Below are 22,951 nucleotides of genomic sequence, written 5' to 3'. Positions count from 1 at the left end.
GTCACCTCGCCTCCCTCTGCTGGGGGATGCGCGCCAGGGCGTGCACGGCCGCCTCCGCGAGGGCCGGGTGGGCCAGCGCCTCGTTCAGGACCCGGCGGGCGCGGGGATCGCCGAGGGTGCCGAGGCCCTCCACGCACGCGAGGGCGACCCTGCGGTAGGGGTCGTGCGGGCGCAGCCGGCGCTCCAGGGTGGTGATGAGCGCGGGCACGGACTCCGGGGCGCGCAGTGCGGCCAGCAGGCGCACCGGGTGCAGGGCGTAGGCGACGCGCAGTTCGTTGGTGGCGAGGGCGGCGGCGGCGCGGGCGGTGCGCGGATCGCCGAGGCGGGCCAGGGCGTGCGCGGCGGAGGCGCAGCGCGGGGGGTCACGGTGGTTGAGGAGCAGGACCAGCGACTCGAAGGCGCGCCGGTCGCCCGCGCGCCCGAGGCGGAACGCGGCCAGTTCCCTGGCCCACAGCGGCTGTCCTGGGGCGGTGAGCACCTCCGCGAGTTCGTCGTCGTCCTGCGTCGCCAGCAGCCGGTCGAACGCCGCCGAGCCGCGCGACTCCTGCCGTAAGCGCTCCGTGAGCGATCGCAACTCTTCGTCCACGAAGTCCAGCGTAGGCGGGTGGCGGCCGCGGGGGGAGCTACATCACACAGTCCGATGCGAGCGCCCCTCTGGCGCGCTCGTTACCCGCCGGTTAAGCTCAGACGAGCGAGTTACCCACTCGCATCTTCCGCTGGCGACGGTTTGGTGACGCAGCCGCCGCACGCGTAGTCGGTTCGGTACGCCAGTACCGATGTACGGCCGGGCTCCGGGACAGGGCCGGTCGGATTCCCGCCGTTCGTACGGGCGTTGTGCGCGCCCGTGGCACCGGCACCACCGGGCGTGTGCGCTCGCAGCCCGGCAACACCCGCATTCTTCACGCCCCGTGGTGCGTCTTCGGCGCACCCGGCGCGCTCCTCGTCGTCACCCTCTTTTCTGGAGTCCCGCGATGGCCACTCCCCTGTCCCCCCAGTCCGGCACCGCCGCCACACCGAAGACGATCGCCGTCGTCGGTCTCGGCACCATGGGCACCGGCATCACCGAGGTCCTCGTGAAGGCCGGCCGCGAGGTGATCGGCATCGACGTCAGCGAGGCCCAGGCCGCGCGCTGCGTCACCGCCCTTCAGGCCTCCACCGCACGCGCCGTGGAGCGCGGCCGGCTCACCGAGCAGGAGCGCGCCGACGCCCTCGGCCGGCTGCGCACCGGCACCGACCTCGCGGCGGCGGCCGACGCCGACCTCGTCATCGAGGTGGCCCCGGAGTCGTACGAGGTCAAGCACCGGATCTTCCGCGAGCTGGACGGCGTCGTCCGCCCCGACACGATCCTCGCCACCGGCACCAACGCCCTGTCCGTGACCCGGCTCGCCGCCGACTCCGCGCACCCGGAGCGGGTGCTGGGCCTGCACTTCTTCAACCCGGCGCCCGCGATGAAGCTGGTCGAGGTGGTCTCCTCGGTGCTGACCGCGCCGAGCGCCGTCGCCGCCGTCACCGACCTCGCCATGGAACTCGGCAAGGAGCCCGTCGCGGTCGGCGACCGCCCCGGCTTCGTCGCCGACGGCCTGCTGTTCGGCTACCTCAACCAGGCCGCCGCGATGTACGAGGCCCGCTACGCCTCCCGCGAGGACATCGACGCGGCCATGCGGCTCGGCTGCGGCCTGCCGATGGGCCCGCTCGCCCTGCTGGACCTGATCGGCATCGACACCGCGCGCACGGTCCTGGAGGCCATGTACGCCGAGTCCCGCGACCGGCTGCACGCCCCCGCGCCGATCCTGAAGCAGTTCAGCGAGGCGGGCCTGACCGGCCGCAAGTCCGGGCGCGGTTTCTACAGCTACGAGGCGCCGGGCAGCGCCACGGTCGTCCCGGACGCCCTGACCCCGGCGGACGGGACCACCGGTGCCGCCGGCCGCACCGTCCGCTCGGTCGGCGTCGCCGGCTCGGGCACCATGGCCTCCGGCATCGCCGAGGTGTTCGCCAAGGCGGGCTACGAGGTCGTGCTGGCCGCCCGCAGCGAGGAGAAGGCGCAGGCCGCCAAGGCCCGGATCGGCACGTCCTTGTCCCGCTCGGTCGACAAGGGCCGGCTGACCGCCGAGGCCGCCGCCCAGGTCCTGGACCGGATCACCCCGGCCGGGTCCTACGACGCCTTCGCCGGCGTCGACCTGGCCGTCGAGGCCATCGCCGAGGACCTGGAGGTCAAGCGGGAGCTGTTCCGGACGCTGGACAAGGTCTGCAAGCCCGGCGCGGTCCTCGCCACCACCACCTCCTCGCTGCCCGTCGTCGCCTGCGCCCGCGCCACCTCGCGCCCGCAGGACGTCATCGGCATGCACTTCTTCAACCCGGCGCCCGCGATGAAGCTGGTCGAGGTCGTGCGGACCGTGCTCACGGCCGACGACGTCCACGCCACCGTCCGCGAGGTCTGCGCGAAGATCAGGAAGCACGCGGTGGACTGCGGCGACCGGGCCGGCTTCATCGTGAACGCGCTGCTGTTCCCGTACCTGAACAACGCGATCAAGATGGTCGAGGAGCACTACGCGTCCCTCGACGACATCGACGCCGCGATGAAGCTCGGCGGCGGCTACCCGATGGGCCCCTTCGAGCTGCTGGACGTGGTCGGGCTGGACGTCTCGCTGGCCATCGAGAAGGTCCTGCACCGCGAGTTCCGCGACCCGGGCCTCGCCCCGGCCCCGCTGCTGGAGCACCTGGTGGCGGCGGGCTGCCTCGGCCGCAAGACCGGCCGCGGCTTTCGCGAGTATGCCCGCCGCTGACGGCGTCGGCGACTGGTCCCCCGCGGAGACGGACTGGGGCGGGCTGCTCGATCCCGCCGTGCATTTCCTCCCCGCCCGGGCAGGCGGCCCCCCGCCCGTCCCGGGTGGGGAAACCCCCACACCTGCGCAAAGAGCTGCGCACATGCAGTACGTTCGGGGCATGTCCCAGCCCGCCAAGTCCTCACGTACACCAGCTACGCCCGACGCGCCGGAAAGTGCCGCAGGCAGTCGCGCCGCCGCCCAGCGGCTCAAGATGCGCCGGGAGCTGGCGGCCGCAGCCATGGAGCTGTTCGCGACCAAGGGGTACGAGGCGACCACGGTCGACGAGATCGCGGCCGCCGCCGGGGTGGCCCGCCGCACCTTCTTCCGCCACTTCCGCTCCAAGGAAGAGGCGATCTTCCCGGACCACGACGACACGCTGGTCCGCGCCGAGGCGGTCCTCAACGCCGCCCCGGCGCACGAGCACCCGCTCGACACCGTGTGCCGCGGCATCAAGGAAGTCATGAAGATGTACGCGGCGCAGCCGGCCATCTCGGTCGCCCGCTACAAGCTCACCCGCGAGGTGCCCACCCTGCGCGAGGCCGAGATCGCCTCGGTGGCCCGTTACGAGCGCCTGTTCACGCGCTACCTGCTCGGTCACTTCGACGAGCACGCGCACGCCGACGACGTGGGCGACGACCCGCTGCTGGCCGAGGTCGCCGCCTCCGCCGTCGTCACCGCCCACAACCACGTCCTGCGGCGCTGGCTGCGGGCGGGCGGGCAGGGGGACGTGGAGACGCAGCTCGACCACGCCTTCGCGATCGTGCGCAAGACGTTCGGCACGGGGATCGGCGCGGGCCGCGGCCCGGCACCGCGGACGCCCGCCGCCCCGGCCACGTCGTCGGTACAGGGGGAGGTCCTGGTGACGGTGGCCCGGACGGACGCCCCGCTGGAGGAGGTCATGCGGACCATCGAGCAGGCACTCAAGGAGCGCTGAGCGCCTCTCCTCCCGTCTCCCGGCTGTGATGACGGCCACCCCTCGGGGTGGCCGTTTTGCCATGTCAGGGCCCGTTTTTGAGCAGAATTCCGGACGCGTTCGATCGATCATCGCTCATTTGTTACGTAAAGATTTCATCTGAGGGCTTGTTCTGGCACTCAGTGCCTTGCCACCTGACACGCGGTGTCATACGTTGAAGGTGTCCGGCCTGTCCCGGCGAGCCCACCAGCTCGTGCGCCGGACGCCTGCGTCACAGGCAACCTCCCGCGCCACAAAGCGCTGCCGAAACACCACTGCGCCGAACCGACGGCACCTTCAGCACCGAAAACCCTCAGCAGCACCGACGAACCCTCAGCGCCCCCTCCCTCAGGGGCGTTCACCGCCGGAGGCAACACCGTGACCATGAAGGACATCCTGGACGCGATCCAGTCGAAGGACGCCACGTCCGCCGACTTCGCCGCCCTGCCGCTCCCCGAGTCGTACCGCGCGATCACCGTGCACAAGGACGAGACGGAGATGTTCGCGGGGCTCTCGACCCGCGACAAGGACCCGCGCAAGTCGATCCACCTCGACGAGGTGCCCGTGCCCGAACTCGGCCCGGGCGAGGCCCTGGTGGCCGTCATGGCCTCCTCGGTCAACTACAACTCGGTGTGGACTTCGATCTTCGAGCCGCTGTCCACGTTCGGGTTCCTGGAGCGCTACGGCAAGGTCAGCGAGCTCACCAAGCGGCACGACCTGCCGTACCACGTCATCGGCTCCGACCTCGCGGGCGTCGTCCTGCGCACCGGCCCGGGCGTCAACGCCTGGAAGCCCGGTGACGAGGTCGTCGCGCACTGCCTGTCCGTCGAGCTGGAGTCGAGCGACGGGCACAACGACACGATGCTCGACCCCGAGCAGCGCATCTGGGGCTTCGAGACCAACTTCGGCGGCCTCGCCGAGATCGCGCTCGTCAAGTCCAACCAGCTGATGCCGAAGCCGGGCCATCTGAGCTGGGAGGAGGCGGCGGCCCCGGGCCTGGTCAACTCCACCGCCTACCGCCAGCTGGTCTCCCGCAACGGCGCCCAGATGAAGCAGGGCGACAACGTCCTCATCTGGGGCGCGAGCGGCGGACTCGGCTCGTACGCCACGCAGTTCGCGCTCGCCGGCGGCGCCACCCCGATCTGTGTCGTCTCCTCGCCCCAGAAGGCCGAGATCTGCCGGAGGATGGGCGCCGAGCTGATCATCGACCGCAGCGCCGAGGGCTACCGGTTCTGGAAGGACGAGAACACCCAGGACCCGCGCGAGTGGAAGCGGTTCGGCAAGCGCATCCGTGAACTGACCGGCGGCGAGGACGTCGACATCGTCTTCGAGCACCCCGGCCGCGAGACCTTCGGCGCCTCCGTCTACGTCACCCGCAAGGGCGGCACGATCGTCACCTGCGCCTCGACCTCCGGGTACAACCACGAGTACGACAACCGCTACCTGTGGATGTCCCTCAAGCGCATCATCGGCTCGCACTTCGCCAACTACCGCGAGGCCTGGGAGGCCAACCGCCTCATCGCGAAGGGCAAGATCCACCCGACCCTGTCGAAGGTGTACGCGCTGGAGGAGACCGGGCAGGCCGCCTACGACGTCCACCGCAACCTGCACCAGGGCAAGGTCGGCGTGCTGTGCCTCGCGCCCGGGGAAGGCCTCGGAGTGCGCGACGAGGAGATGCGCGCCCAGCACATCGACGCCATCAACCGTTTCCGCAACATCTGAGGACACGAGGACACCCGAGGTCATAGATGACAGAGCGTCAGCCCCCCGAGAGCAAGCGGGAGAAGGACCGGCCGTGGCTCATGCGCACGTACGCCGGCCACTCCACGGCCGAGGCGTCCAACGAGTTGTACCGGCGCAACCTCGCCAAGGGCCAGACCGGCCTGTCGGTGGCGTTCGACCTGCCGACGCAGACCGGCTACGACCCGGACCACATCCTCGCCCGCGGCGAGGTCGGCCGGGTCGGCGTGCCCGTCTCGCACCTCGGTGACATGCGCCGGCTGTTCCAGGACATCCCCCTGGAGCAGATGAACACCTCGATGACGATCAACGCCACGGCCATGTGGCTGCTGGCGCTCTACCAGGTCGTCGCGGAGGAGCAGGGCGCGGACGTCACCAAGCTCCAGGGGACGACCCAGAACGACATCGTCAAGGAGTACCTGTCCCGGGGGACGCACGTCTTCCCGCCGGGGCCCTCGCTCCGGCTGACGACGGACATGATCGCGTACACGGTGTCCCACATCCCCAAGTGGAACCCGATCAACATCTGCAGCTACCACCTCCAGGAGGCCGGCGCCACGCCGGTGCAGGAGATCGCGTACGCGATGTCCACCGCCATCGCGGTCCTCGACGCCGTGCGCGACTCCGGCCAGGTGCCGCCGGAGCGCATGGGCGACGTGGTCGCCCGGATCTCGTTCTTCGTCAACGCGGGCGTCCGCTTCGTCGAGGAGATGTGCAAGATGCGGGCGTTCGGCCGCATCTGGGACCAGGTCACGCGCGAGCGGTACGGCATCGAGAACGCCAAGCAGCGCCGGTTCCGCTACGGCGTCCAGGTCAACTCGCTCGGCCTGACCGAGGCGCAGCCGGAGAACAACGTCCAGCGGATCGTGCTGGAGATGCTGGCCGTGACGCTGTCCAAGGACGCACGCGCGCGTGCCGTCCAGCTCCCCGCCTGGAACGAGGCGCTGGGCCTGCCCCGGCCCTGGGACCAGCAGTGGAGCCTGCGCATCCAGCAGGTGCTCGCCTACGAGAGCGACCTGCTGGAGTACGAGGACATCTTCGAGGGCTCGAAGGTGATCGAGGCGAAGGTGGACCAGCTGGTCGCCGACGCCTTCGCGGAGATCGGCCGGATCCAGGAGATGGGCGGCGCGATGGCCGCCGTCGAGTCCGGCTACCTGAAGTCGCAGCTGGTCTCCTCGCACGCCGAGCGCCGGGCCCGGATCGAGTCCGGCGAGGAGAAGATCATCGGTGTCAACGCCTTCGAGGGCACCGAGCCGAACCCGCTGACGGCCGACCTGGACACCGCGATCCAGACGGTCGACCCGGCGGTCGAGGCCCGCGTCATCGCCGCGCTCCAGCACTGGCGCGACACGCGCTACCAGCCGCCCTTCAACCACCCGCGCCCGTGCAAGGCGCTGGAGCGGCTGAAGGAGGCCGCCAAGGGCACCGAGAACCTGATGGAGGCCACGCTGGAGTGCGCCCGCGCCGGGGTCACGACCGGCGAGTGGGCGGGCGCGCTGCGCGAGGTCTTCGGCGAGTTCCGGGCGCCCACCGGGGTCTCCTCGGCCCCGGTCGCGGTCCCCGTCGAGGCGGGCTCCGCGCTCGCCGACGTGCGCGCCCGGGTCGACGCCACCGCCCGCGACCTCGGGGTGGGCAAGCTGCGATTCCTGGTCGGCAAGCCCGGCCTGGACGGTCACTCCAACGGCGCCGAGCAGATCGCGGTGCGCGCCCGTGACGCCGGCTTCGAGGTGGTGTACCAGGGCATCCGGCTCACCCCGGAGCAGATCGTGGACGCGGCCCTGGCCGAGGACGTGCACGCGGTGGGCCTGTCGATCCTGTCCGGCTCGCACGCCCAGCTCGTCCCGGACGTACTCCAGCGGCTGCGTGTGGCCGGTGCCACAGATATACCGGTGATCGCCGGTGGCATCATCCCGAATGGTGATGCCGAGCAGCTCAGGGCCGCCGGAGTAGCCGCCGTCTTCACCCCGAAGGACTTCGACATCACCGGAATCATCGGCGCCATCGTCGACGAGATCCGGAAAGCGAACAAGCTCGACCCCCTGGAGGTCCCCGCATGACGGCCCACCCGTCGCCCGCCACCGCCCCTCTGACGAGCGGCTCCGCCGCGCCCCTTTCGACTGTCAACCGCCTTCGCCCGCGGCGCTCCTGCCTGGCCGTACCGGGCTCGAACCCGCGCTTCCTGGAGAAGGCCCAGGGCCTCCCGGCGGACCAGGTCTTCCTGGACCTGGAGGACGCGTGCGCGCCGCTCGCCAAGCCCGAGGCGCGGCACACCATCGTCAAGTTCCTCAACGAGGGCGACTGGACGGGCAAGACGCGCGTCGTGCGCGTCAACGACTGGACGACCGAGTGGACGTACCGCGACGTCGTGACGGTGGTCGAGGGCGCCGGCCAGAACCTCGACTGCATCATGCTGCCGAAGGTGCAGACGGCCGAGCAGGTCGTCGCCCTGGACCTGCTGCTGACCCAGATCGAGAAGACCATGGGCTTCGAGGTCGGCAAGATCGGCATCGAGGCGCAGATCGAGAACGCGCAGGGCCTGAACAACGTCAACGCCATCGCGCAGGCCTCCCCGCGCGTCGAGACGATCATCTTCGGCCCGGCCGACTTCATGGCCTCCATCAACATGAAGTCCCTCGTCGTGGGCGAGCAGCCGCCCGGCTACCCGGCGGACGCCTACCACTACATCCTGATGAAGATCCTGATGGCCGCCCGCGCCAACAACCTCCAGGCGATCGACGGCCCCTACCTGCAGATCCGCAACATCGACGGCTACCGCGAGGTCGCCCAGCGGGCCGCCGCGCTCGGCTTCGACGGCAAGTGGGTGCTGCACCCGGGCCAGGTCGAGGCGTCCAACGAGATCTTCTCGCCCTCCCAGGAGGACTACGACCACGCCGAGCTGATCCTGGACGCGTACGACTACTACACGTCCGAGGCGGGCGGCAAGAAGGGCTCGGCGATGCTCGGCGACGAGATGATCGACGAGGCCAGCCGCAAGATGGCCCTGGTCATCTCCGGCAAGGGCCGGGCCGCCGGCATGCAGCGCACGTCGAAGTTCGAGATCCCCGCCGGCTAAGGAGCCCTGAGCGCAATGCAGTTCGGACGCACGTACGAGGAGTTCGAGGTCGGGGCGACGTACAAGCACTGGCCCGGAAAGACGGTCACGGAGTACGACGACCACCTGTTCTGTCTCCTCACCATGAACCACCACCCGCTCCACATGGACACCAACTACGCCGAGAAGACGACGGACTTCGGCAAGAACGTGGTGGTCGGGAACTACATCTACTCGCTGCTGCTCGGCATGAGCGTGCCGGACATCTCCGGCAAGGCGATCGCCAACCTGGAGATCGAGTCGCTCAAGCACGTGGCGCCGACCTTCCACGGCGACACGCTCTACGGCGAGACGACCGTGCTCGACAAGTGGCCCTCGAAGTCGAAGAACGACCGCGGGATCGTCTACGTCGAGACGAAGGGCTACAAGCAGGACGGCACGCTCGTGTGCACCTTCCGCCGCAAGGTGATGGTGCCGACCGAGACGTACATCAAGGAGCGCGGCGGCGAGCAGCCCGGCCGCCCCGAACTCAACGCACCTACGGAAAAGACGGAGAAGTAGGCCATGGCCCGTCTCGCCCAGACCGCCGGTCTGACCGACGTCCAGCAGGAGATCCTCTCCACCGTCCGGGACTTTGTCGACAAGGAGATCATTCCTGTCGCGACCGAGCTGGAGCACCGCGACGAGTACCCGCAAGCGATCGTCGACGGGCTGAAGGAACTCGGCCTGTTCGGTCTGATGATCCCCGAGGAGTACGGCGGCCTGGGCGAGTCCCTCCTGACGTACGCGCTGTGCGTCGAGGAGATCGCCCGCGGCTGGATGTCCGTCTCCGGCATCATCAACACCCACTTCATCGTCGCGTACATGCTCAAGCAGCACGGCACGCAGGAGCAGAAGGACCACTTCCTGCCCCGCATGGCCGCCGGCGACATCCGCGGCGCCTTCTCGATGTCGGAGCCGGGCCTGGGCTCCGACGTGTCGGCGATCACGTCGAAGGCGGTCAGGGACGGCGACGAGTACGTCCTGAACGGCCAGAAGATGTGGCTGACGAACGGCGGCACATCCTCGCTCGTGGCCGTTCTCGTCCGCAGTGACGAAGGCCACCCGGAGGGCACGGCCCCGCACAAGTCGATGACGACCTTCCTGGTCGAGAAGGAGCCGGGCTTCGGCGAGGTCCGTCCGGGCCTCACCATCCCCGGCAAGATCGACAAGATGGGCTACAAGGGCGTCGACACCACCGAGCTGATCATGGACGGCCTGCGGCTGCCGGCCGACCGGGTGCTCGGCGGCGTCACCGGCCGCGGTTTCTACCAGATGATGGACGGCGTCGAGGTCGGCCGGGTGAACGTGGCCGCCCGCGGCTGCGGCGTCGCCCAGCGCGCCTTCGAGCTGGGGGTGAGCTACGCCCAGCAGCGGCACACCTTCGGCAAGCCCATCGCCCAGCACCAGGCGATCCAGTTCAAGCTGGCCGAGATGGCCACCAAGGTCGAGGCCGCCCATGCGATGATGGTCAACGCCGCCCGCAAGAAGGACTCCGGGGAGCGCAACGACCTGGAAGCCGGGATGGCGAAGTACCTGGCCTCGGAGTACTGCAAGGAGGTCGTCGAGGACGCCTTCCGCATCCACGGCGGCTACGGCTTCTCGAAGGAGTACGAGATCGAGCGTCTGTACCGCGAGGCGCCGATGCTGCTCATCGGTGAAGGTACCGCCGAAATCCAGAAAATGATCATCGGTCGCAGGTTGCTCGAAGAGTATCGTTTCCAGGGCTGATTGTCCGGGTACGGGGTGTTTTCTTCGAGAAGAAGATCACACCCCGTACTCGTCGTTCAGCCGTTCTTCGGCCGCCGACTCGGCTTCCTGGCTTGCCGAGTTGCGGCCCGCGACCGGTACGATCCCGGGAAAGCCGCCGTCCCCCGTCATACCGCGCGGCATCATCCGCTACGAAGGTCATCCATGCCCCACAGCCAAACCTCTGCACATCGAGACAGCCTGGCCGGCGTACGCCTCGCGCGCGGAGCATCGCCGTGGCTCCTCCCGACCGTCGCCACCGCAGCCCTCAGCCTGGCCCGCGCCCGCCGCTCGGGCGCCGCCAAGGCCGTCGCCGTGCCCGCCACCGCGCTCGCGGCGGGCATGCTGTGGTTCTTCCGCGACCCCGAGCGCGAGATCGCCCGGGGCCGGGTCATCTCGCCGGCCGACGGTGTGGTGCAGAGCATCATGCCGTGGAAGGACGGGCGCACCCGCGTCGCGATCTTCATGAGCCCGCTGAACGTCCACGTCAACCGCGCGCCCCTCGCGGGCACGGTGACGTCCGTCGAGCACGTCCCCGGCGGCTTTGTTCCGGCCTTCAACAAGGAGAGCGAGAACAACGAGCGCGTAGTCTGGCATTTCGACACCGAACTCGGCGACATCGAGATGATCCAGATCGCTGGCGCGGTGGCCCGCCGCATCGTGCCCTACCTCCCCGAGGGCACGAAGGTCGAGCAGGGCGACCGAATCGGTCTGATCCGCTTCGGCTCGCGTGTCGACCTCTACCTGCCCGAGGGCGTGGAGGTCGCGGTCGAGGTCGGACAGAAGACCGTGGCTGGGGTGACTCGCATTGACCGTGATTGATCCGGAGACCCAGGCGGGCTGGGTGCCCGAGGCCGACGAGGTGGACGAAGAAGAGGAGATGCCTCTCTCTCTGCGCCTGTCGATAGCGGACACCCTCACGCTCGGCAACGCCACGTGCGGCTTCATGGCGGTGTACTTCACCACCACCGGCATCCTGATCCCGCACCTGACGGGCAAGGACGAGTCTGCGGGCATGGCGCGGCACAGCGCGGCCACGGCCGTCATCCTGATGCTCTGCGCGGCCGTCTTCGACCTGTTCGACGGACTGGTGGCCAGGAAGCTGCGCTCGTCCCCGATGGGCGCGGAGCTGGACAACCTCTCCGACCTGATCAGCTTCGGGCTCGCGCCCGCGTACTTCGTCCTCGTCTACGGCATGGTCGCCGACGACGCGCACCAGCGGATGGCGGCGCTGGGCGCGATCGTGGTGCTGCTGGCGGTCGTGCTCAGACTCGCCCGGTTCTCCTGCGTGACGATGAAGGACGGCATGTTCCAGGGCATGCCCAGCCCGTTCGGGGCGCTGACGGTCGTCTCGATCGTGCTCCTGGAGCTGCCCTTCGTGGCCACGCTCCTGGCCATCCTGGGCACCGCGTGGCTGATGGTGAGCCGTGTGGAGTACCCGAAGCCGCGGGGCCGCCTGGCCGGGGCCATGCTGTCCTGGATCGTGCTGAACATGGGCCTGCTGGCCGCCTGGGCCTTCGACGCGCCCAGCGGACAGCTGCTGCTCCAGACGGGCTGTGCGCTCCAGCTGGTCATGGGCGCGGTGATCCCGCTGTTCGCCACGGCTCGCCGGGTGAACAACTTCCGCGACAACCGCCGTGAGGCGCGGGCGGCGCAGCTGCCCTGATCCTCCTCGCCGGCACCCCGGGTGTGGCCCGAGCCCCTGCGGCTCGGGCCACACCCGTTTCGCGTTCAAGAGCTGCGCCCGATTGCCCGTTGAGCAGTCAATTACGGTTGTTTTCCGCCGAGTTGCGACAGTCCGCACGGGAGAGGACGGTGGATTGAGGGGGGTTGCCGTTGGCATGTGCCACGGCCCAGGGGGCCCTCTCGCCATCTCGGACAGGATCCGACCATGACCAAGATCAACATCACAGACCGCAGCATCACGTACCAGTCCACCATTCCGGCGAACGCCGGCGCGGAGGTGACCCTGTTCGTGCGGGAGTACGACGGCACCCCACCCACCCAGGACCACAGGCCGGTGCTGATGCTCCACGGCAGGAGCGCACCGGCGGCCGCGGCCTACGACCTCGTGCTGCCCCACGGCTTCGGCGACGGCGGCGCCGAGGACCGGTACAGCTGGGCGCAGTACCTCGCCAAAGCGGGCTACGACGTGTTCATCATGGACCTCCAGGGCAACGGCGAGTCCACACGGCCGGACGTGATGAACGATCCGTGCAACGCCAACCCGGCCCAGCAACTGCCGGTGCTGGTCCCCAACCCACTGCCGCAGGCATGTGCCCCTCTCTACCCTCACCAGCTGGGCAACTCCGAGAGCGAGTGGGCGGAGCTGGACGCCGTGGTCCGGATGATCCGGGGTCTGTCCCCCGACCGGGACAAGCCGATCGAGTTCATCGGCTGGTCCGCGGCCGCGTTCGTGATGGGGCCCTACACCATCCAGCACCCGGAGAACGTCGCCCGCCTCATCCTGCTGGCCCCGATCTTCCCGCCCCGGGGCCGCTGGTCCACACAGCCAGACAACCCCTTCGGCCGCCCGCTCGACCCACAGGGGCTGCCGGTGGCCCTGCCGGTGTCCCAGCCGGCCGTCCTCTTCGGCTTCCCGCTGAACGTCAACAGCAAGTCCGGCTTCGCGACCTCGTGGGACATCGAGCAGGGCAGCCCCGATCAGCGGGAGCCGGGCATGGACGACCAGGTGTGGGAGACGATGATCGCCACCGACGAGACCGGCCTGAAGTGGGGACCGCCCGCGGTGCCGTACGGCCCGCCCGCGGGCGTGCTGCGCTTCCGGAACACCTACTGGTGGGGCTGGAACGACCAGACCGCACCGCTGGCGGACGCCACGGGCACCCCCGTGCTCGGCGGCCGGGTGCCCGTGCTCATCGCCTACGGCGCCCTGGACAAGCAGGCCAACAACGCGGCCACGCTGCCCCCGGTCGCGCACTTCTCCGTCCCGGACCTCTACGACGCCATCGCCGGGCCGCAGAAGCTCATGTTCTGCTACACGAACGCCGGACACATGATGGCCTGGGAACGCCCGGCCACGTTCCTGCACCACATGTCACGGCAGTGGCTGGACGACGGCAAGGTGGAGGGTCTCACGACCGGGAGCTACCTGCGGGACGCGGACGGCGAGCTCACGCCCCTGCAATAACCGCTGGGCGGGCGCCCCGCCCGCCCGCTGTCCGGCTCCCGCTCAGACCAGCCGGTCTCCCGCGATCCGCTCTGCCACGTCCTCAAGGATCGGCCCGGCGTCCGCCATGCACTTCGCGACGTCGGGCTCCACCGAGGTGAGGGGGTACGCCCGCTCGATCCCCGCCCGCAGCAGCGCCTCCCCGGGAAGCGCCAGCCGTCCGCACACCGCGACCACGGGCTTCCCCGCGGCCCGCGCCGCCGAGGCGACACCCGCCGGTGCCTTACCGTGCAGTGTCTGCTCGTCCAGCGACCCCTCGCCGGTGATCACCAGCGAGGCCCGCTCCAGCGCGGGCGCGAAGCCGAGGACGTCGAGCATGACCTCGATGCCGGGGCGGAAGCGGGCGCCCAGGAGGAGGGCGCCGTAGCCGATGCCGCCCGCGGCGCCCGCGCCCGGCGCCGCAGCGTACTCGGCAGCCCGCGGCCCCACGGCCGCCTCCAGCACCTTCGCGTAGTGCGCGAGCGCCGCGTCCAGGGTGTCCACGTCGTCCGGCGAGGCGCCCTTCTGCGGGCCGTAGACGGCCGGTGCGCCCTTCGGCCCGGTCAGCGGATTGTCGACATCGCTCGCCAGTACCAGTTCGACCGAGGAGAGGCGGGGGTCCACGCCGGACAGGTCGGCGCGGGCCAGGTCGGCGAGGCCGCCGCCGCCCGGGGGCACCGGCTCGCCGTCCCCGTCCAGGAACCGCGCGCCCAGCGCCGACAGCATCCCTGCGCCGCCGTCCGTCGTGGCACTGCCGCCGACGCCGAACACGATCGTCCGCGCGCCCGCGTCCAGCGCGGCCCGCAGCAGCTCTCCGGAGCCGTACGTCGATGCGGTCAGCGGCGCGAAGACACCGGCCGGGAGCCGCTGGAGGCCGCTGGCCTCCGCCATCTCCACGACCGCGGTCGTGCCGCGCAGCGCGTACGCGGCCGTCACCTCCTCGCCCAGCGGCCCGGCGACCCGCACCTCGCGCCGCTCGAAACCGGCCGCGACCGCCGCGTCCACGGTGCCGTCGCCGCCGTCGGCCACGGGCAGCGCCTCGACCTCGACGTCCGGCACGACCCGGCGCAGCCCGGCCGTCACCCGCTCGGCGACCTGCACGGCCGTCAGCGAGCCCTTGAACTTGTCCGCGGCGACGAGCACCCGACAGGGCTCGTCCACGCTTGCGTCCGCCACCTTGCTTTCCCCTTGCTCTCCGGGCCCCGCGCACGTCAGGGCCAGTCGCGCCGCTGCGACCATAACCGCAAGCAGCCCCCGCCGTCATGCCCCGACCGAAGGCTGGGAAGCGGCTGGGAGTGCCCGGGGGAAACGGGGAGCGCCCTGGGAAAACGGGTACACCCCAGCCATGACCCTCCAGCCCGCCTCCGCCCCGCAGCGCACCGGGCCGGACCTCGCCGACCGCATCCACGGCGGATGGCTCGGCCGGATCGCGGGCAACATGCTCGGCAAACCGGTCGAACAGGGCGAGGTGTGGACCCGCGACCGCATCGACCGCTATCTGCGCCGGGCCGGTGCGCTGCCGCTCACCGGCTATCTGCCCGAGCCCGTCGACCCGGCCGACCGGGCGGTGCTGCGCCCGGAGTGGCGGGCCTGCGTGCGCGGCGGCGTCGCGGGCAGCTGCCGCGACGACGACGTGGACTACACGGTCCTCGGCCTGGACCTGCTGGAGACCCACGGCTTCGGCTTCAGCACCGAGCAGGTCGGCGGCCTGTGGCTGCTCAGGCTGCCGTATCTGCAGACCTTCACCGCGGAGCGGGCCGCGTACCGCAACCTCGTCGCGGGGCTCAGGCCGCCGCTGACGGCGACGTACCACAACCCCTACCAGGAGTGGATCGGGGCGCTGATCCGCGCCGACATCCACGGCTGGGTCTGCCCCGGCGACCCGGTCCGCGCCGCCGGGCTGGCCCGCCGGGACGCGGTGCTGTCCCACACCGGCAACGGGGTGTACGGCGCCATGTGGGCGGCCGCGCTGATCGCGGCGGCGTTCACCGCGCCGAGCGTGCGGGACGCGGTGGAGGGCGGGCTCGGCGTGATCCCGGCGAGCAGCCGGCTCGCCCGGACCGTACGGCGGGTCACCGCCCTGCACGAGTCCGGGCTGTCCTGGCAGGAGACCCTGGCCACGCTGTCCGAGGAGACCGCCGGGCTCGGCTGGATCCACACCGTCCCGAACGCCGCCGTGCTGACCGCAGGACTGCTGTACGGCGACGACGACTTCACCCGGACCATCGCCCTGACCGTGCGCGGCGGCCTGGACACCGACTCCAACGGGGCGACCGCCGGCTCGGTGGCCGGGGTCCGCACCGGCGCGGCCGGTATCCCTGCCCCGTGGACGGAGCCGCTGCGGGACACGGTACGGAGCGCGGTGTCCGGATTCGACGGCGCACGGATCAGTGCGCTGGCGGAACGCACCCTGCGCCTGGCGACGGCCGCGCCGTAGCCGTGCGGCGGCTGGTTAGGCTGCCGCAATGACCACGACTGAAGACTTCGCCACGTACATCGCGAGCCTGCCGCGCGTCCTCGCCGGTGCCGCCGTGCTCTTCCGGGACGCCGAGGGGCGGGTGCTGCTCGTCGAGCCCAACTACCGTGAGGGCTGGGCGCTTCCGGGCGGCACGATCGAGTCCGACGACGGCGAGGGCCCCCGCGAGGGCGCGCGCCGCGAGACCCTGGAGGAGATCGGTCTCGACCGGGCGCCGGGCCGGCTGCTGGCCGTGGACTGGGTGCGCGGCGAGGCCCGCCCGCCGCTGGTGGCCTACCTGTACGACGGCGGTGTCCTCACGGAGTCCGACCTGAGGTCCGTCCGGCTCCAGGAGGAGGAGCTGCTTTCCTGGCGCCTGGTGGCGCGCGAGGAGATCACCGACCACCTGCCCGGCGCACTCGGCCGCCGCGTGCTGGTCTGTCTGGACGTCCTCGCGGACGGCTCCGGCACGGCGGAACTGGAGAACGGCCACCGGGTGGCCTAGCGACGGCTTCTCCGGCTCGTTCCCGGTTTGCAGCCCGGTCCGGCGGAGCCGATGCTGAAGAAGAGGCATGCCGACCGATCGTGTGAACCGAACGCAGGGGTCGCGGAGCCTGCGGGCAACCGCGGCCGGGCAGAGAGCGGGTTCCAGATGAGGCTTGTCGTCGATCTCAACCGCTGCCAGGGATTCGCGCAGTGTGTGTTCCTCGCCCCGGACGTCTTCTCCCTGCACGGGAACGAGGCGCTGCTGTTCTCCCCCCGCTTCGACGAGGCGCAGCGTGACCGGGTGGAGAAGGCCGCCGCTGCCTGCCCGGTCCAGGCCATCCTCGTCGACTACTCCGACGAGCCGACGCGGCAGGCGAAGCAGGTGGAGCCCCATGCCGGCTGACGCGGACACCGAGGTCCTGCGGCGCACGGGCCGCATCGTCGTCGTCGGTGCCTCGCTCGCCGGTCTGCGCGCGGCGGAGACCCTGCGCGAGGAGGGCTTCACCGGATCGCTGACCATGATCGGTGACGAGCCGTACGAGCCCTACGACCGGCCGCCGCTGTCCAAGCAGGCGCTGCTCGGGCGGGCCCGGCCCGAGGACACCGCGCTGCCGCGGCGGCGTGACATCGACGCCGACTGGCGTCTGGGCGTCGCCGCCGAGAGCCTGGACCGGGACGCCAGGCAGGTGCGCCTGGGGAACGGCGACGCCGTCCCCTACGACCGTCTGCTGATCACCACCGGGACCAGGGCGCGGCCCTGGTTCCACCCCGAAGAGGCCGCGCTGGACGGGGTGTTCGTGCTGCGGACCCGCGACGACTCCGCGCGCCTGCACGGCAGGCTGACCGGCGGCGTGTCCCGGGTGCTGGTGATCGGCGCGGGCTTCACGGGCTCCGAGGTCGCCTCCGTCTGCCGGGAGCTGGGCCATGAGGTCACGGTCGCCGAACGCGGCCCGGCCCCGCTGGTGGGCGCGCTCGGCGGAGTGATCGGCGCGGTCGCGGACCGGCTGCAGCGCGCGCACGGAGTGGACCTGCGCTGCGGCGTCAGCGTCACCGCCCTGGAGGGCGACGACGTGGGGCGGCTCAGGCGTGCCCATCTGTCCGACGGTTCGTCGGTCGACGTGGAGGTGGCGGTCGTCTCGCTCGGCGCCCTGCGGAACACGGAGTGGCTGGCCGGCTCGGGAGTGGCCGCCGGTCCCCGGGGGGTGGCGTGCGACGCCGGGTGCCGGGTCTTCGACGTCAACGGCATCGTCACCGACGACATCTACGCCGCCGGTGACGTCGCACGCACCCCCCACCCGCTGTTCGACTACCAGTTCCTGGCGCTGGAGCACTGGGGCAACGCGGTCGAACAGGCCGAGATCGCCGCCCACAACATGATCTGCGCCGGTCCCGAGCGCCGTCCGCACCTGTGGCTGCCGATGTTCTGGTCCTCCCAGTTCGGCGTCAACATCAAGTCGGTGGGCGTGCCCTCGCTGGGCGACCAGATGGTCGTCGCCCTGGGAACGCTCGCCGAGGAGCGGTTCGTCGCGGTGTACGGGTACGGCGGCCGCGTCATCGCCGCGGCGTCCTTCGACGGAGCCAAGTGGCTCGGGTTCTACGAGCAGCAGATCGCGGCCGGCGCGCCGTTCCCGCCGGAGTACGGCACGGTCGACCGCCGCACCGAGCGGCTGCGGCCGGTCGACCCGGAGTTCCCCGACCCCCATCTGCCCAGCCACGGGCCCACCGTCACGCTGACGGGTCACTCACCGAGCGAGCGGCGTGTCCAGTTCGTTCCGTCGCATGCCTGATCACCGGCCCTGTGCCGCCCGGAGCCCGCAGGAGACACCATGACGCCCGACAGCATCTCCGCGCAGATCACCGACTACGCCAACCGGGCCGATCCGTACCCGCTGTACGCGGAGTTGCGCAGGACGCCGGTGCTGCGGGAGGACGACGGCACCTACCTGGTCAGCACCTACTACGAGGTGCGGAGCCTGGCCAACGACCCGCGGCTGAGCAACGACACGCGCAACCGCCCGCAGGGCTACGCCCGCACCGGACAGCCGGCGGAGGAGACCGGTCTGCCGCCCGGCTTCATCTTCACCGACCCGCCCGTGCACGACCGGCTGCGCGACACCATCAACCGGCCGTTCGGTCCCCCGCACAGCCCCGGATTCCTCGACGGTCTGCGCGGAGAGCTGGCCAAGGTCGTCACCGAGCTGCTCGACGCCTTCGAGGGCAAGGACCGGGTCGACATCGTCGAGGACTTCGCCTACCCCCTGCCCGTCACCGCCATCTGCAAGGTCCTCGGCGTGCCGCGCGAGGACGAACCGCGCTTCCACGGCTGGGCCGACGCCCTGGCGTCGGCACTCGATCCGCAGGCCGGCGAGGAAGGCCAGGAAAAGGGCCAGCGGGCACGGCAGGACCTGGGCGCCTACCTGGCCGGCCTGATCGAGACCAAACGCCGCCACCCCGGCCCCGGGATCCTCAGCGCGCTCGCCCCCGACATGACACCGGCGGACCTGGAGGCGACGGCGGTGCTGCTCCTGGTCGCCGGCCACGAGACCACCGTCAACGCGATCACCAACACGACCCTCACCCTGCTGCGCCACCCCGACGTCCTCCAGCGCTTCCAGAAGGAGCCGGACCTGACCGTCCCGCTCATCGAGGAGGTGCTGCGCTACGAACCCCCGGTGCAGTTCGTCACGTGGACCACCGCCCTGGCCGACATCGACGTCGCCGGGACCACGATCCCCAAGGGCTCGCCGGTCTGGCTCATGCTGGCCGCGGCCAACCGCGACCCCCGCCGCTTCGAGGACCCCGACCGGTTCGATCCCGACCGCAAGGACAACGAGCACCTGGGTTTCTACACCGGCATCCACTACTGCTTCGGCGCCCCGCTCGCCCGCATAGAACTCCATCTGGCGGTGGCCGAGCTGTTCCGCCGGGTCACGTTCTCCGGGCTGCTGGAGGACCCGCCGCCGTACCGTACCAACGCGGTACTGCGCGGCCCCCGCCACCTTCCCGTGGCGATCGAGGGCCTCACGGCCTGAGTCCGGCGGCCGACGGCGTTCCGTCGAGCACCGCAGATGGGCCTGTCCGATGGGTCTCTGTGGAGAGCCGCCGGATGACGATACCCGGGTCGTCATCGCCCCGGAGGGCTTCGCTGTCGGCGCCGACAAGTACCGCAACGGGTAGCGCAAGGCGCCGACACGGTGGGGTGACATGGGCGGTGGCGCCGTCAAGATCTACGACGCGTCCGGAGCCGGCGGCGAGGCCGAACTGTGCCATGTCCCGGCCCTCCGCGACGGGAGTCCGATCATCGTCGACGAGAACACCTTCCCCGGCCTCTGCCCGGATCTGTTCCATGCCGCCGGCAAGGATTTCGGACGCGAACTGTTCCAATTGATCGTCCAAGAGATCAGGGAATTACGCTTCCGCTGGGGCCTGGTCAGCGGCCGACAGGCTGCATGCCCGGCAACGGCACGCCGACACATCCGTGGAGGACCAGGTCGGGCTCAGTCTCTGATTGCGGAAGCGCACGGGCGGTTCGAGGAAACAAGCCTCGTCGTACTCGACGACTTCTTGACGACCGAAGCCCTCGACCACGCCACAGCCGCGTCTTTGAAGGACGAGCACGCCCGCAGTTTCCTTTTCGAGGGAACCAACAGGGGAGGACGGCTTCGTGGCCGGCTTGGTCGAGGAGACCGGATCGCTCCCACCTCCGTGGCAGCGTCCCGTACCGAGGCCCTGCGCCTTGAGGTTCACAAGGGGGTTCGCCTGGCCTGAGGCCGGGCGTCCGTGCGGGCCTCCGCGGTGAGGAGCCGAAGAACGAGTCTTCAGGTCGGAGTCACGGTGATCGTGAACCGCTGTACGTAGGACACGACAGCGCCCTGCCACCGACACGGAGCTCTCGCCGCCGCCCTCATGTGTCAGCTCCCGCTCGATCACGTGGCCTTGGGAGACATGCAGGTCGTAGGCCCAGCTGCCGTCGCGACGGCCGACCAGTCCGCCAGCGGCGACCAGCTGAACTCGCCCGGCAGCGAGTCGAGCACGGTGTACGGTGCGGCAGCGGGCTCCCAGCCTCCGTACTCACCCTGAACAAACGGGAGTTCACCGATGCCGCACGGCCGGCCGGTGGCATCTGCGATCCGAACCGCGAGGGCCCGCGTCACCGGAAGGCCCGGGGCGGTCATGGCAAAACTCCGCCCTCCAGAGCCTGGACGAACGCGGGCTCGGTCTGCCGGAATGCGGGCCAGCCTGCGCGCCTGCGGAGCATCGGTGAACACCTCCGCGGTCACCTGCCCGCCACTGGTAATCATCCGGACATCCCACGACGCCCGGTACTGGCCGGTGATCACGTTCGATCACATTCGGCCCCGGCCTGCCGGACGCGTTGCGCTGGACAGGGCTGTCCGCGAAACACTGCGCCGCGCCGTCGACGAGGTGTTTCCCCGCTCAGGACGGCTGACGACGGTCCGCCGCTGCGGGTGATCCCCGCTCATCGGGCTTGCCATCCCGCTGGACGTGACCCGCGCCGCTCAATCGCTGGCACGTGCTCAAGGTTCGGCGTCACGAGACACAGGCACATCAGGAGTGGCAAGCGACCTACCGGTGTCCCGTGTCCAGAGATTTGGTCCCTGTCTCAGGTGACGTGGTCCGATTCGCTTGCGATCTCAGGCGACCTGGTCCGCCGGCGTCCGTAGCTGTCCTGCCTCACCCAACACCTTTGACTGGTGGCTCACCTTCCCGCTCGCGCGGCCAGTCGGGCGGCGCGCAGGCTGAGGTGGTGCCGCTCCGGGAGGCTGGCGGTGCGGCGGGCGGCGGTGCGGTAGTCGGCGACGGCAGCCTCCCGGTCCCCGGCGAGCTCGTGCAGATGGGCGCGGACCGCGTACAGCCGGTGGTGGCCGGCGAGCGCGGGCGGCGGGTCGGCGAGCAGGGCGAGGCCGGCTGCGGGGCCGTCCACCATGGCGGTGGCGACCGCCCGGTTCAGGGTGATCAGCGGATTGTCGGAGATGCGGGCAAGCACCCCGTACAGGGCGAGGATCTGCGGCCAGTCGGTCTCGGCGGCGGTCGGCGCCTCGTCGTGGACGGCCGCGATCGCGGCCTGCACCTGGTACGGGCCGACCGGGCCGCGCGGCAGAGCGGCGGTGATCAGCGCGACGCCCTCGGCGATCGCGACGGTGTCCCATCGGCTGCGGTCCTGCTCGGCGAGCGGGACGAGTTCGCCGTCCGGGCCGGTACGGGCGGGCCCGCGCGCCTCGGTGAGCAGCATCAGCGCGAGCAGGCCGGCCACTTCGGCGTTGTCCGGCAGCAGCGTGTGGACGGCCCGGGTGAGGCGGATCGCCTCCCGGGAGAGTTCGACGCGCCGCAGCTCGGGGCCGGTGCTGCTGGCGTAGCCCTCGTTGAAGATCAGGTAGAGGACGTGCAGCACCGCGTCCAGCCGGGCCGGCCACTCGGCGCTGTCCGGCATCCGGAACGGCACCCCGGAGGCTTTGATCCGCTGCTTGGCCCGGCTGATCCGCTGGCCCATGGTCGCCTCGGGGACGAGGAACGCCGCGGCGATCTCGCCGGTGGTCAGGCCGCCGACCGAGCGAAGGGTGAGCGCGATCGCCGAGGCCGGCGACAGCACGGGGTGGCAGCACAGGAACAGCAGCGTGAGGGTGTCGTCGTGCGCGCCCTCGTCCCCGGTGTCGGCCCCGGGCGCGGACCGCCGGTCGGCGGGGACCTGACCGGCCACCAGTTCCTCGCGTCGACGGCGGGCCTGCTCGCTGCGGACCTGCTCGGTCATCCGGCGGCTGGCGACCTGAACCAGCCAGCCGCGCGGGTTGCGCGGCACACCCTCGGCCGGCCACTGCGTGGCGGCGGCCAGCAAGGCCTCCTGGACAGCGTCCTCGGCTGCGGCGAAGTCCCCCCAGCGGCGGGTGAGCACGCCGACGACCTGCGGCGCGAGCGTGCGCAGCAAGTCGTCGAGGGTTGGTTCGAAAGTCGTCATCGGGGAGTGTTCACAGCTCGGTGGGCGGGGCCGCCATGATCTGGCGCACCTCGATCGGCATGTTGAGCGGCCGTCCGCCCGGGCCGGGGGCCGCGGAGACGGCGGCGGCGATCTCGATCGCGCGCTGCTCGGTGTCGCAGTCCACGATCCACCAGCCGGCCACCCACTCCTTGGACTCCGGGAACGGGCCCTCGGTGACGACCGGCGCGCCGCCGCTGTGGGAGCGCACGATCCGGGCGGTCTCCGGCATGGCCAGGCCCTGGGCGTCGACCAGCTCACCAGCGGCGGCCAGGCCGGCATTGGTCTGCTTCATGAACTGGATGTGGGCCTGGATCTCCTCGGGCCTCCACTCGTCGAGCTTGGGGAAGTCGGCGTTCTTCTCGCTGAACTGCATCAGCAGCATGTACTTCATGGTTCTGCTCCTCGTTCGTCGTGCCCGCCCCGGGCAGGGGCTGTCACGGGTAGGTAGAAGCACGCCCGAGGGTTTCGACATCCTCGGCGGGAATCCAC

General features: G+C 70.9%; 21 protein-coding genes. 16 read left to right on the top strand and 5 right to left on the bottom strand.

Annotated features, from left to right (window positions below; all coding sequences use genetic code 11):
- Nucleotide 1: 1 nt before the first annotated feature.
- Entirely contained in the window at nt 2–586 is a 585-nt protein-coding gene (locus AC4OXY_RS37070; RefSeq protein WP_356025425.1) for an adenylosuccinate lyase, read from the bottom strand.
- Between the two features lie 385 nt (nt 587–971).
- Between AC4OXY_RS37070 and AC4OXY_RS37065 the strand changes: the two genes are divergently transcribed.
- The 10 genes from AC4OXY_RS37065 (at nt 972) to AC4OXY_RS37020 (ending at nt 13,508) form a co-directional block, all read left to right on the top strand.
- The gene (locus AC4OXY_RS37065; protein WP_356025423.1) at nt 972–2,783 is read left to right on the top strand and encodes a 3-hydroxyacyl-CoA dehydrogenase family protein; all 1,812 of its coding nucleotides are present in this window, start codon (nt 972–974) and stop codon (nt 2,781–2,783) included.
- 160 nt (nt 2,784–2,943) lie between these two features.
- Nucleotides 2,944–3,759, top strand: coding sequence for a TetR family transcriptional regulator (locus AC4OXY_RS37060; RefSeq protein WP_356025421.1), 816 nt, complete (start codon nt 2,944–2,946; stop codon nt 3,757–3,759).
- A 402-nt stretch (nt 3,760–4,161) separates the two neighbouring features.
- Nucleotides 4,162–5,499 carry a crotonyl-CoA carboxylase/reductase gene (gene ccrA, locus AC4OXY_RS37055; RefSeq protein ID WP_362820834.1) on the top strand — a complete coding sequence of 446 codons (1,338 nt, stop codon included), beginning with the start codon at nt 4,162–4,164 and terminating at the stop codon, nt 5,497–5,499.
- A gap of 26 nt (nt 5,500–5,525) precedes the next feature.
- Entirely contained in the window at nt 5,526–7,574 is a 2,049-nt protein-coding gene (locus AC4OXY_RS37050; protein ID WP_491991789.1) for a protein meaA, read from the top strand.
- Nucleotides 7,571–8,590: an HpcH/HpaI aldolase/citrate lyase family protein gene (locus AC4OXY_RS37045; protein WP_356025417.1), complete on the top strand. Its 1,020-nt coding sequence runs from the start codon at nt 7,571–7,573 to the stop codon at nt 8,588–8,590. The genes AC4OXY_RS37050 and AC4OXY_RS37045 overlap by 4 nt, the downstream gene beginning before the upstream one ends.
- Before the next feature lie 15 nt (nt 8,591–8,605).
- The gene (locus AC4OXY_RS37040) at nt 8,606–9,130 is read left to right on the top strand and encodes a MaoC family dehydratase (protein WP_356025415.1); all 525 of its coding nucleotides are present in this window, start codon (nt 8,606–8,608) and stop codon (nt 9,128–9,130) included.
- 3 nt (nt 9,131–9,133) lie between these two features.
- Nucleotides 9,134–10,339 carry an acyl-CoA dehydrogenase family protein gene (locus tag AC4OXY_RS37035; protein WP_356025414.1) on the top strand — a complete coding sequence of 402 codons (1,206 nt, stop codon included), beginning with the start codon at nt 9,134–9,136 and terminating at the stop codon, nt 10,337–10,339.
- 183 nt (nt 10,340–10,522) lie between these two features.
- Complete coding sequence (locus AC4OXY_RS37030) at nt 10,523–11,179, top strand: phosphatidylserine decarboxylase (protein ID WP_071384624.1); 657 nt, start codon at nt 10,523–10,525, stop codon at nt 11,177–11,179.
- Between the two features lie 22 nt (nt 11,180–11,201).
- Entirely contained in the window at nt 11,202–12,023 is an 822-nt protein-coding gene (gene pssA, locus AC4OXY_RS37025) for a CDP-diacylglycerol--serine O-phosphatidyltransferase (protein WP_356025455.1), read from the top strand.
- A 225-nt stretch (nt 12,024–12,248) separates the two neighbouring features.
- Nucleotides 12,249–13,508, top strand: coding sequence for an alpha/beta fold hydrolase (locus AC4OXY_RS37020; protein ID WP_491991788.1), 1,260 nt, complete (start codon nt 12,249–12,251; stop codon nt 13,506–13,508).
- Nucleotides 13,509–13,550: 42 nt separating this feature from the next.
- Here AC4OXY_RS37020 and AC4OXY_RS37015 read toward each other — a convergent pair whose 3' ends face one another.
- On the bottom strand, nt 13,551–14,669 hold the full coding sequence (locus AC4OXY_RS37015) for a glycerate kinase (RefSeq protein ID WP_491994695.1): 1,119 nt from the start codon (nt 14,667–14,669) through the stop codon (nt 13,551–13,553).
- Between the two features lie 202 nt (nt 14,670–14,871).
- Here AC4OXY_RS37015 and AC4OXY_RS37010 point away from each other — a divergent pair, with 202 nt between their 5' ends.
- The 6 genes from AC4OXY_RS37010 (at nt 14,872) to AC4OXY_RS36985 (ending at nt 20,235) form a co-directional block, all read left to right on the top strand.
- Nucleotides 14,872–15,963, top strand: coding sequence for an ADP-ribosylglycohydrolase family protein (locus tag AC4OXY_RS37010; protein ID WP_491991787.1), 1,092 nt, complete (start codon nt 14,872–14,874; stop codon nt 15,961–15,963).
- A 28-nt stretch (nt 15,964–15,991) separates the two neighbouring features.
- Nucleotides 15,992–16,486 carry an NUDIX domain-containing protein gene (locus tag AC4OXY_RS37005; protein WP_356025408.1) on the top strand — a complete coding sequence of 165 codons (495 nt, stop codon included), beginning with the start codon at nt 15,992–15,994 and terminating at the stop codon, nt 16,484–16,486.
- Nucleotides 16,487–16,633: 147 nt separating this feature from the next.
- The gene (locus AC4OXY_RS37000) at nt 16,634–16,870 is read left to right on the top strand and encodes a ferredoxin (protein ID WP_356025406.1); all 237 of its coding nucleotides are present in this window, start codon (nt 16,634–16,636) and stop codon (nt 16,868–16,870) included.
- Nucleotides 16,860–18,254, top strand: coding sequence for an NAD(P)/FAD-dependent oxidoreductase (locus tag AC4OXY_RS36995; protein ID WP_491991786.1), 1,395 nt, complete (start codon nt 16,860–16,862; stop codon nt 18,252–18,254). The genes AC4OXY_RS37000 and AC4OXY_RS36995 overlap by 11 nt, the downstream gene beginning before the upstream one ends.
- Before the next feature lie 39 nt (nt 18,255–18,293).
- Nucleotides 18,294–19,499, top strand: coding sequence for a cytochrome P450 (locus AC4OXY_RS36990; RefSeq protein WP_491991785.1), 1,206 nt, complete (start codon nt 18,294–18,296; stop codon nt 19,497–19,499).
- A gap of 172 nt (nt 19,500–19,671) precedes the next feature.
- The gene (locus tag AC4OXY_RS36985; RefSeq protein ID WP_491991784.1) at nt 19,672–20,235 is read left to right on the top strand and encodes a hypothetical protein; all 564 of its coding nucleotides are present in this window, start codon (nt 19,672–19,674) and stop codon (nt 20,233–20,235) included.
- Between the two features lie 158 nt (nt 20,236–20,393).
- Here the strand turns inward: AC4OXY_RS36985 and AC4OXY_RS36980 are convergent, their stop codons facing one another.
- The 3 genes from AC4OXY_RS36980 to AC4OXY_RS36970 form a co-directional block, all read right to left on the bottom strand.
- A complete protein-coding gene (locus AC4OXY_RS36980) occupies nt 20,394–20,807 on the bottom strand; it encodes a hypothetical protein (RefSeq protein ID WP_491991783.1) in 414 nt (137 codons plus the stop codon).
- Nucleotides 20,808–21,187: 380 nt separating this feature from the next.
- Nucleotides 21,188–22,441 (bottom strand): RNA polymerase sigma factor, encoded by a 1,254-nt coding sequence (locus AC4OXY_RS36975; RefSeq protein ID WP_491991782.1) that lies wholly within the window; start codon nt 22,439–22,441, stop codon nt 21,188–21,190.
- A gap of 10 nt (nt 22,442–22,451) precedes the next feature.
- Complete coding sequence (locus AC4OXY_RS36970) at nt 22,452–22,853, bottom strand: YciI family protein (RefSeq protein WP_356025398.1); 402 nt, start codon at nt 22,851–22,853, stop codon at nt 22,452–22,454.
- Between the last annotated feature and the right edge of the window lie 98 nt (nt 22,854–22,951).

Source organism: Streptomyces sp. HUAS MG56, from assembly GCF_058673395.1.
The sequence above is the reverse complement of the archived record's forward strand: the minus strand, read 5'-3'. Positions and strand labels throughout refer to the sequence as shown.

What these genes read in the sequence shown, in the direction of transcription:
- AC4OXY_RS37065 (WP_356025423.1), top strand. Translation starts at nt 972, where the DNA reads ATGGCCACTCCCCTGTCCCCCCAGTCCGGCACCGCCGCCACACCGAAG.
- AC4OXY_RS37060 (WP_356025421.1), top strand. Translation starts at nt 2,944, where the DNA reads ATGTCCCAGCCCGCCAAGTCCTCACGTACACCAGCTACGCCCGACGCG.
- ccrA (WP_362820834.1), top strand. Translation starts at nt 4,162, where the DNA reads ATGAAGGACATCCTGGACGCGATCCAGTCGAAGGACGCCACGTCCGCC.
- AC4OXY_RS37050 (WP_491991789.1), top strand. Translation starts at nt 5,526, where the DNA reads ATGACAGAGCGTCAGCCCCCCGAGAGCAAGCGGGAGAAGGACCGGCCG.
- AC4OXY_RS37045 (WP_356025417.1), top strand. Translation starts at nt 7,571, where the DNA reads ATGACGGCCCACCCGTCGCCCGCCACCGCCCCTCTGACGAGCGGCTCC.
- AC4OXY_RS37040 (WP_356025415.1), top strand. Translation starts at nt 8,606, where the DNA reads ATGCAGTTCGGACGCACGTACGAGGAGTTCGAGGTCGGGGCGACGTAC.
- AC4OXY_RS37035 (WP_356025414.1), top strand. Translation starts at nt 9,134, where the DNA reads ATGGCCCGTCTCGCCCAGACCGCCGGTCTGACCGACGTCCAGCAGGAG.
- AC4OXY_RS37030 (WP_071384624.1), top strand. Translation starts at nt 10,523, where the DNA reads ATGCCCCACAGCCAAACCTCTGCACATCGAGACAGCCTGGCCGGCGTA.
- AC4OXY_RS37020 (WP_491991788.1), top strand. Translation starts at nt 12,249, where the DNA reads ATGACCAAGATCAACATCACAGACCGCAGCATCACGTACCAGTCCACC.
- AC4OXY_RS37010 (WP_491991787.1), top strand. Translation starts at nt 14,872, where the DNA reads ATGACCCTCCAGCCCGCCTCCGCCCCGCAGCGCACCGGGCCGGACCTC.
- AC4OXY_RS37005 (WP_356025408.1), top strand. Translation starts at nt 15,992, where the DNA reads ATGACCACGACTGAAGACTTCGCCACGTACATCGCGAGCCTGCCGCGC.
- AC4OXY_RS37000 (WP_356025406.1), top strand. Translation starts at nt 16,634, where the DNA reads ATGAGGCTTGTCGTCGATCTCAACCGCTGCCAGGGATTCGCGCAGTGT.
- AC4OXY_RS36995 (WP_491991786.1), top strand. Translation starts at nt 16,860, where the DNA reads ATGCCGGCTGACGCGGACACCGAGGTCCTGCGGCGCACGGGCCGCATC.
- AC4OXY_RS36990 (WP_491991785.1), top strand. Translation starts at nt 18,294, where the DNA reads ATGACGCCCGACAGCATCTCCGCGCAGATCACCGACTACGCCAACCGG.
- AC4OXY_RS36985 (WP_491991784.1), top strand. Translation starts at nt 19,672, where the DNA reads ATGGGCGGTGGCGCCGTCAAGATCTACGACGCGTCCGGAGCCGGCGGC.
- AC4OXY_RS36975 (WP_491991782.1), bottom strand. Translation starts at nt 22,441, where the DNA reads ATGACGACTTTCGAACCAACCCTCGACGACTTGCTGCGCACGCTCGCG.
- AC4OXY_RS36970 (WP_356025398.1), bottom strand. Translation starts at nt 22,853, where the DNA reads ATGAAGTACATGCTGCTGATGCAGTTCAGCGAGAAGAACGCCGACTTC.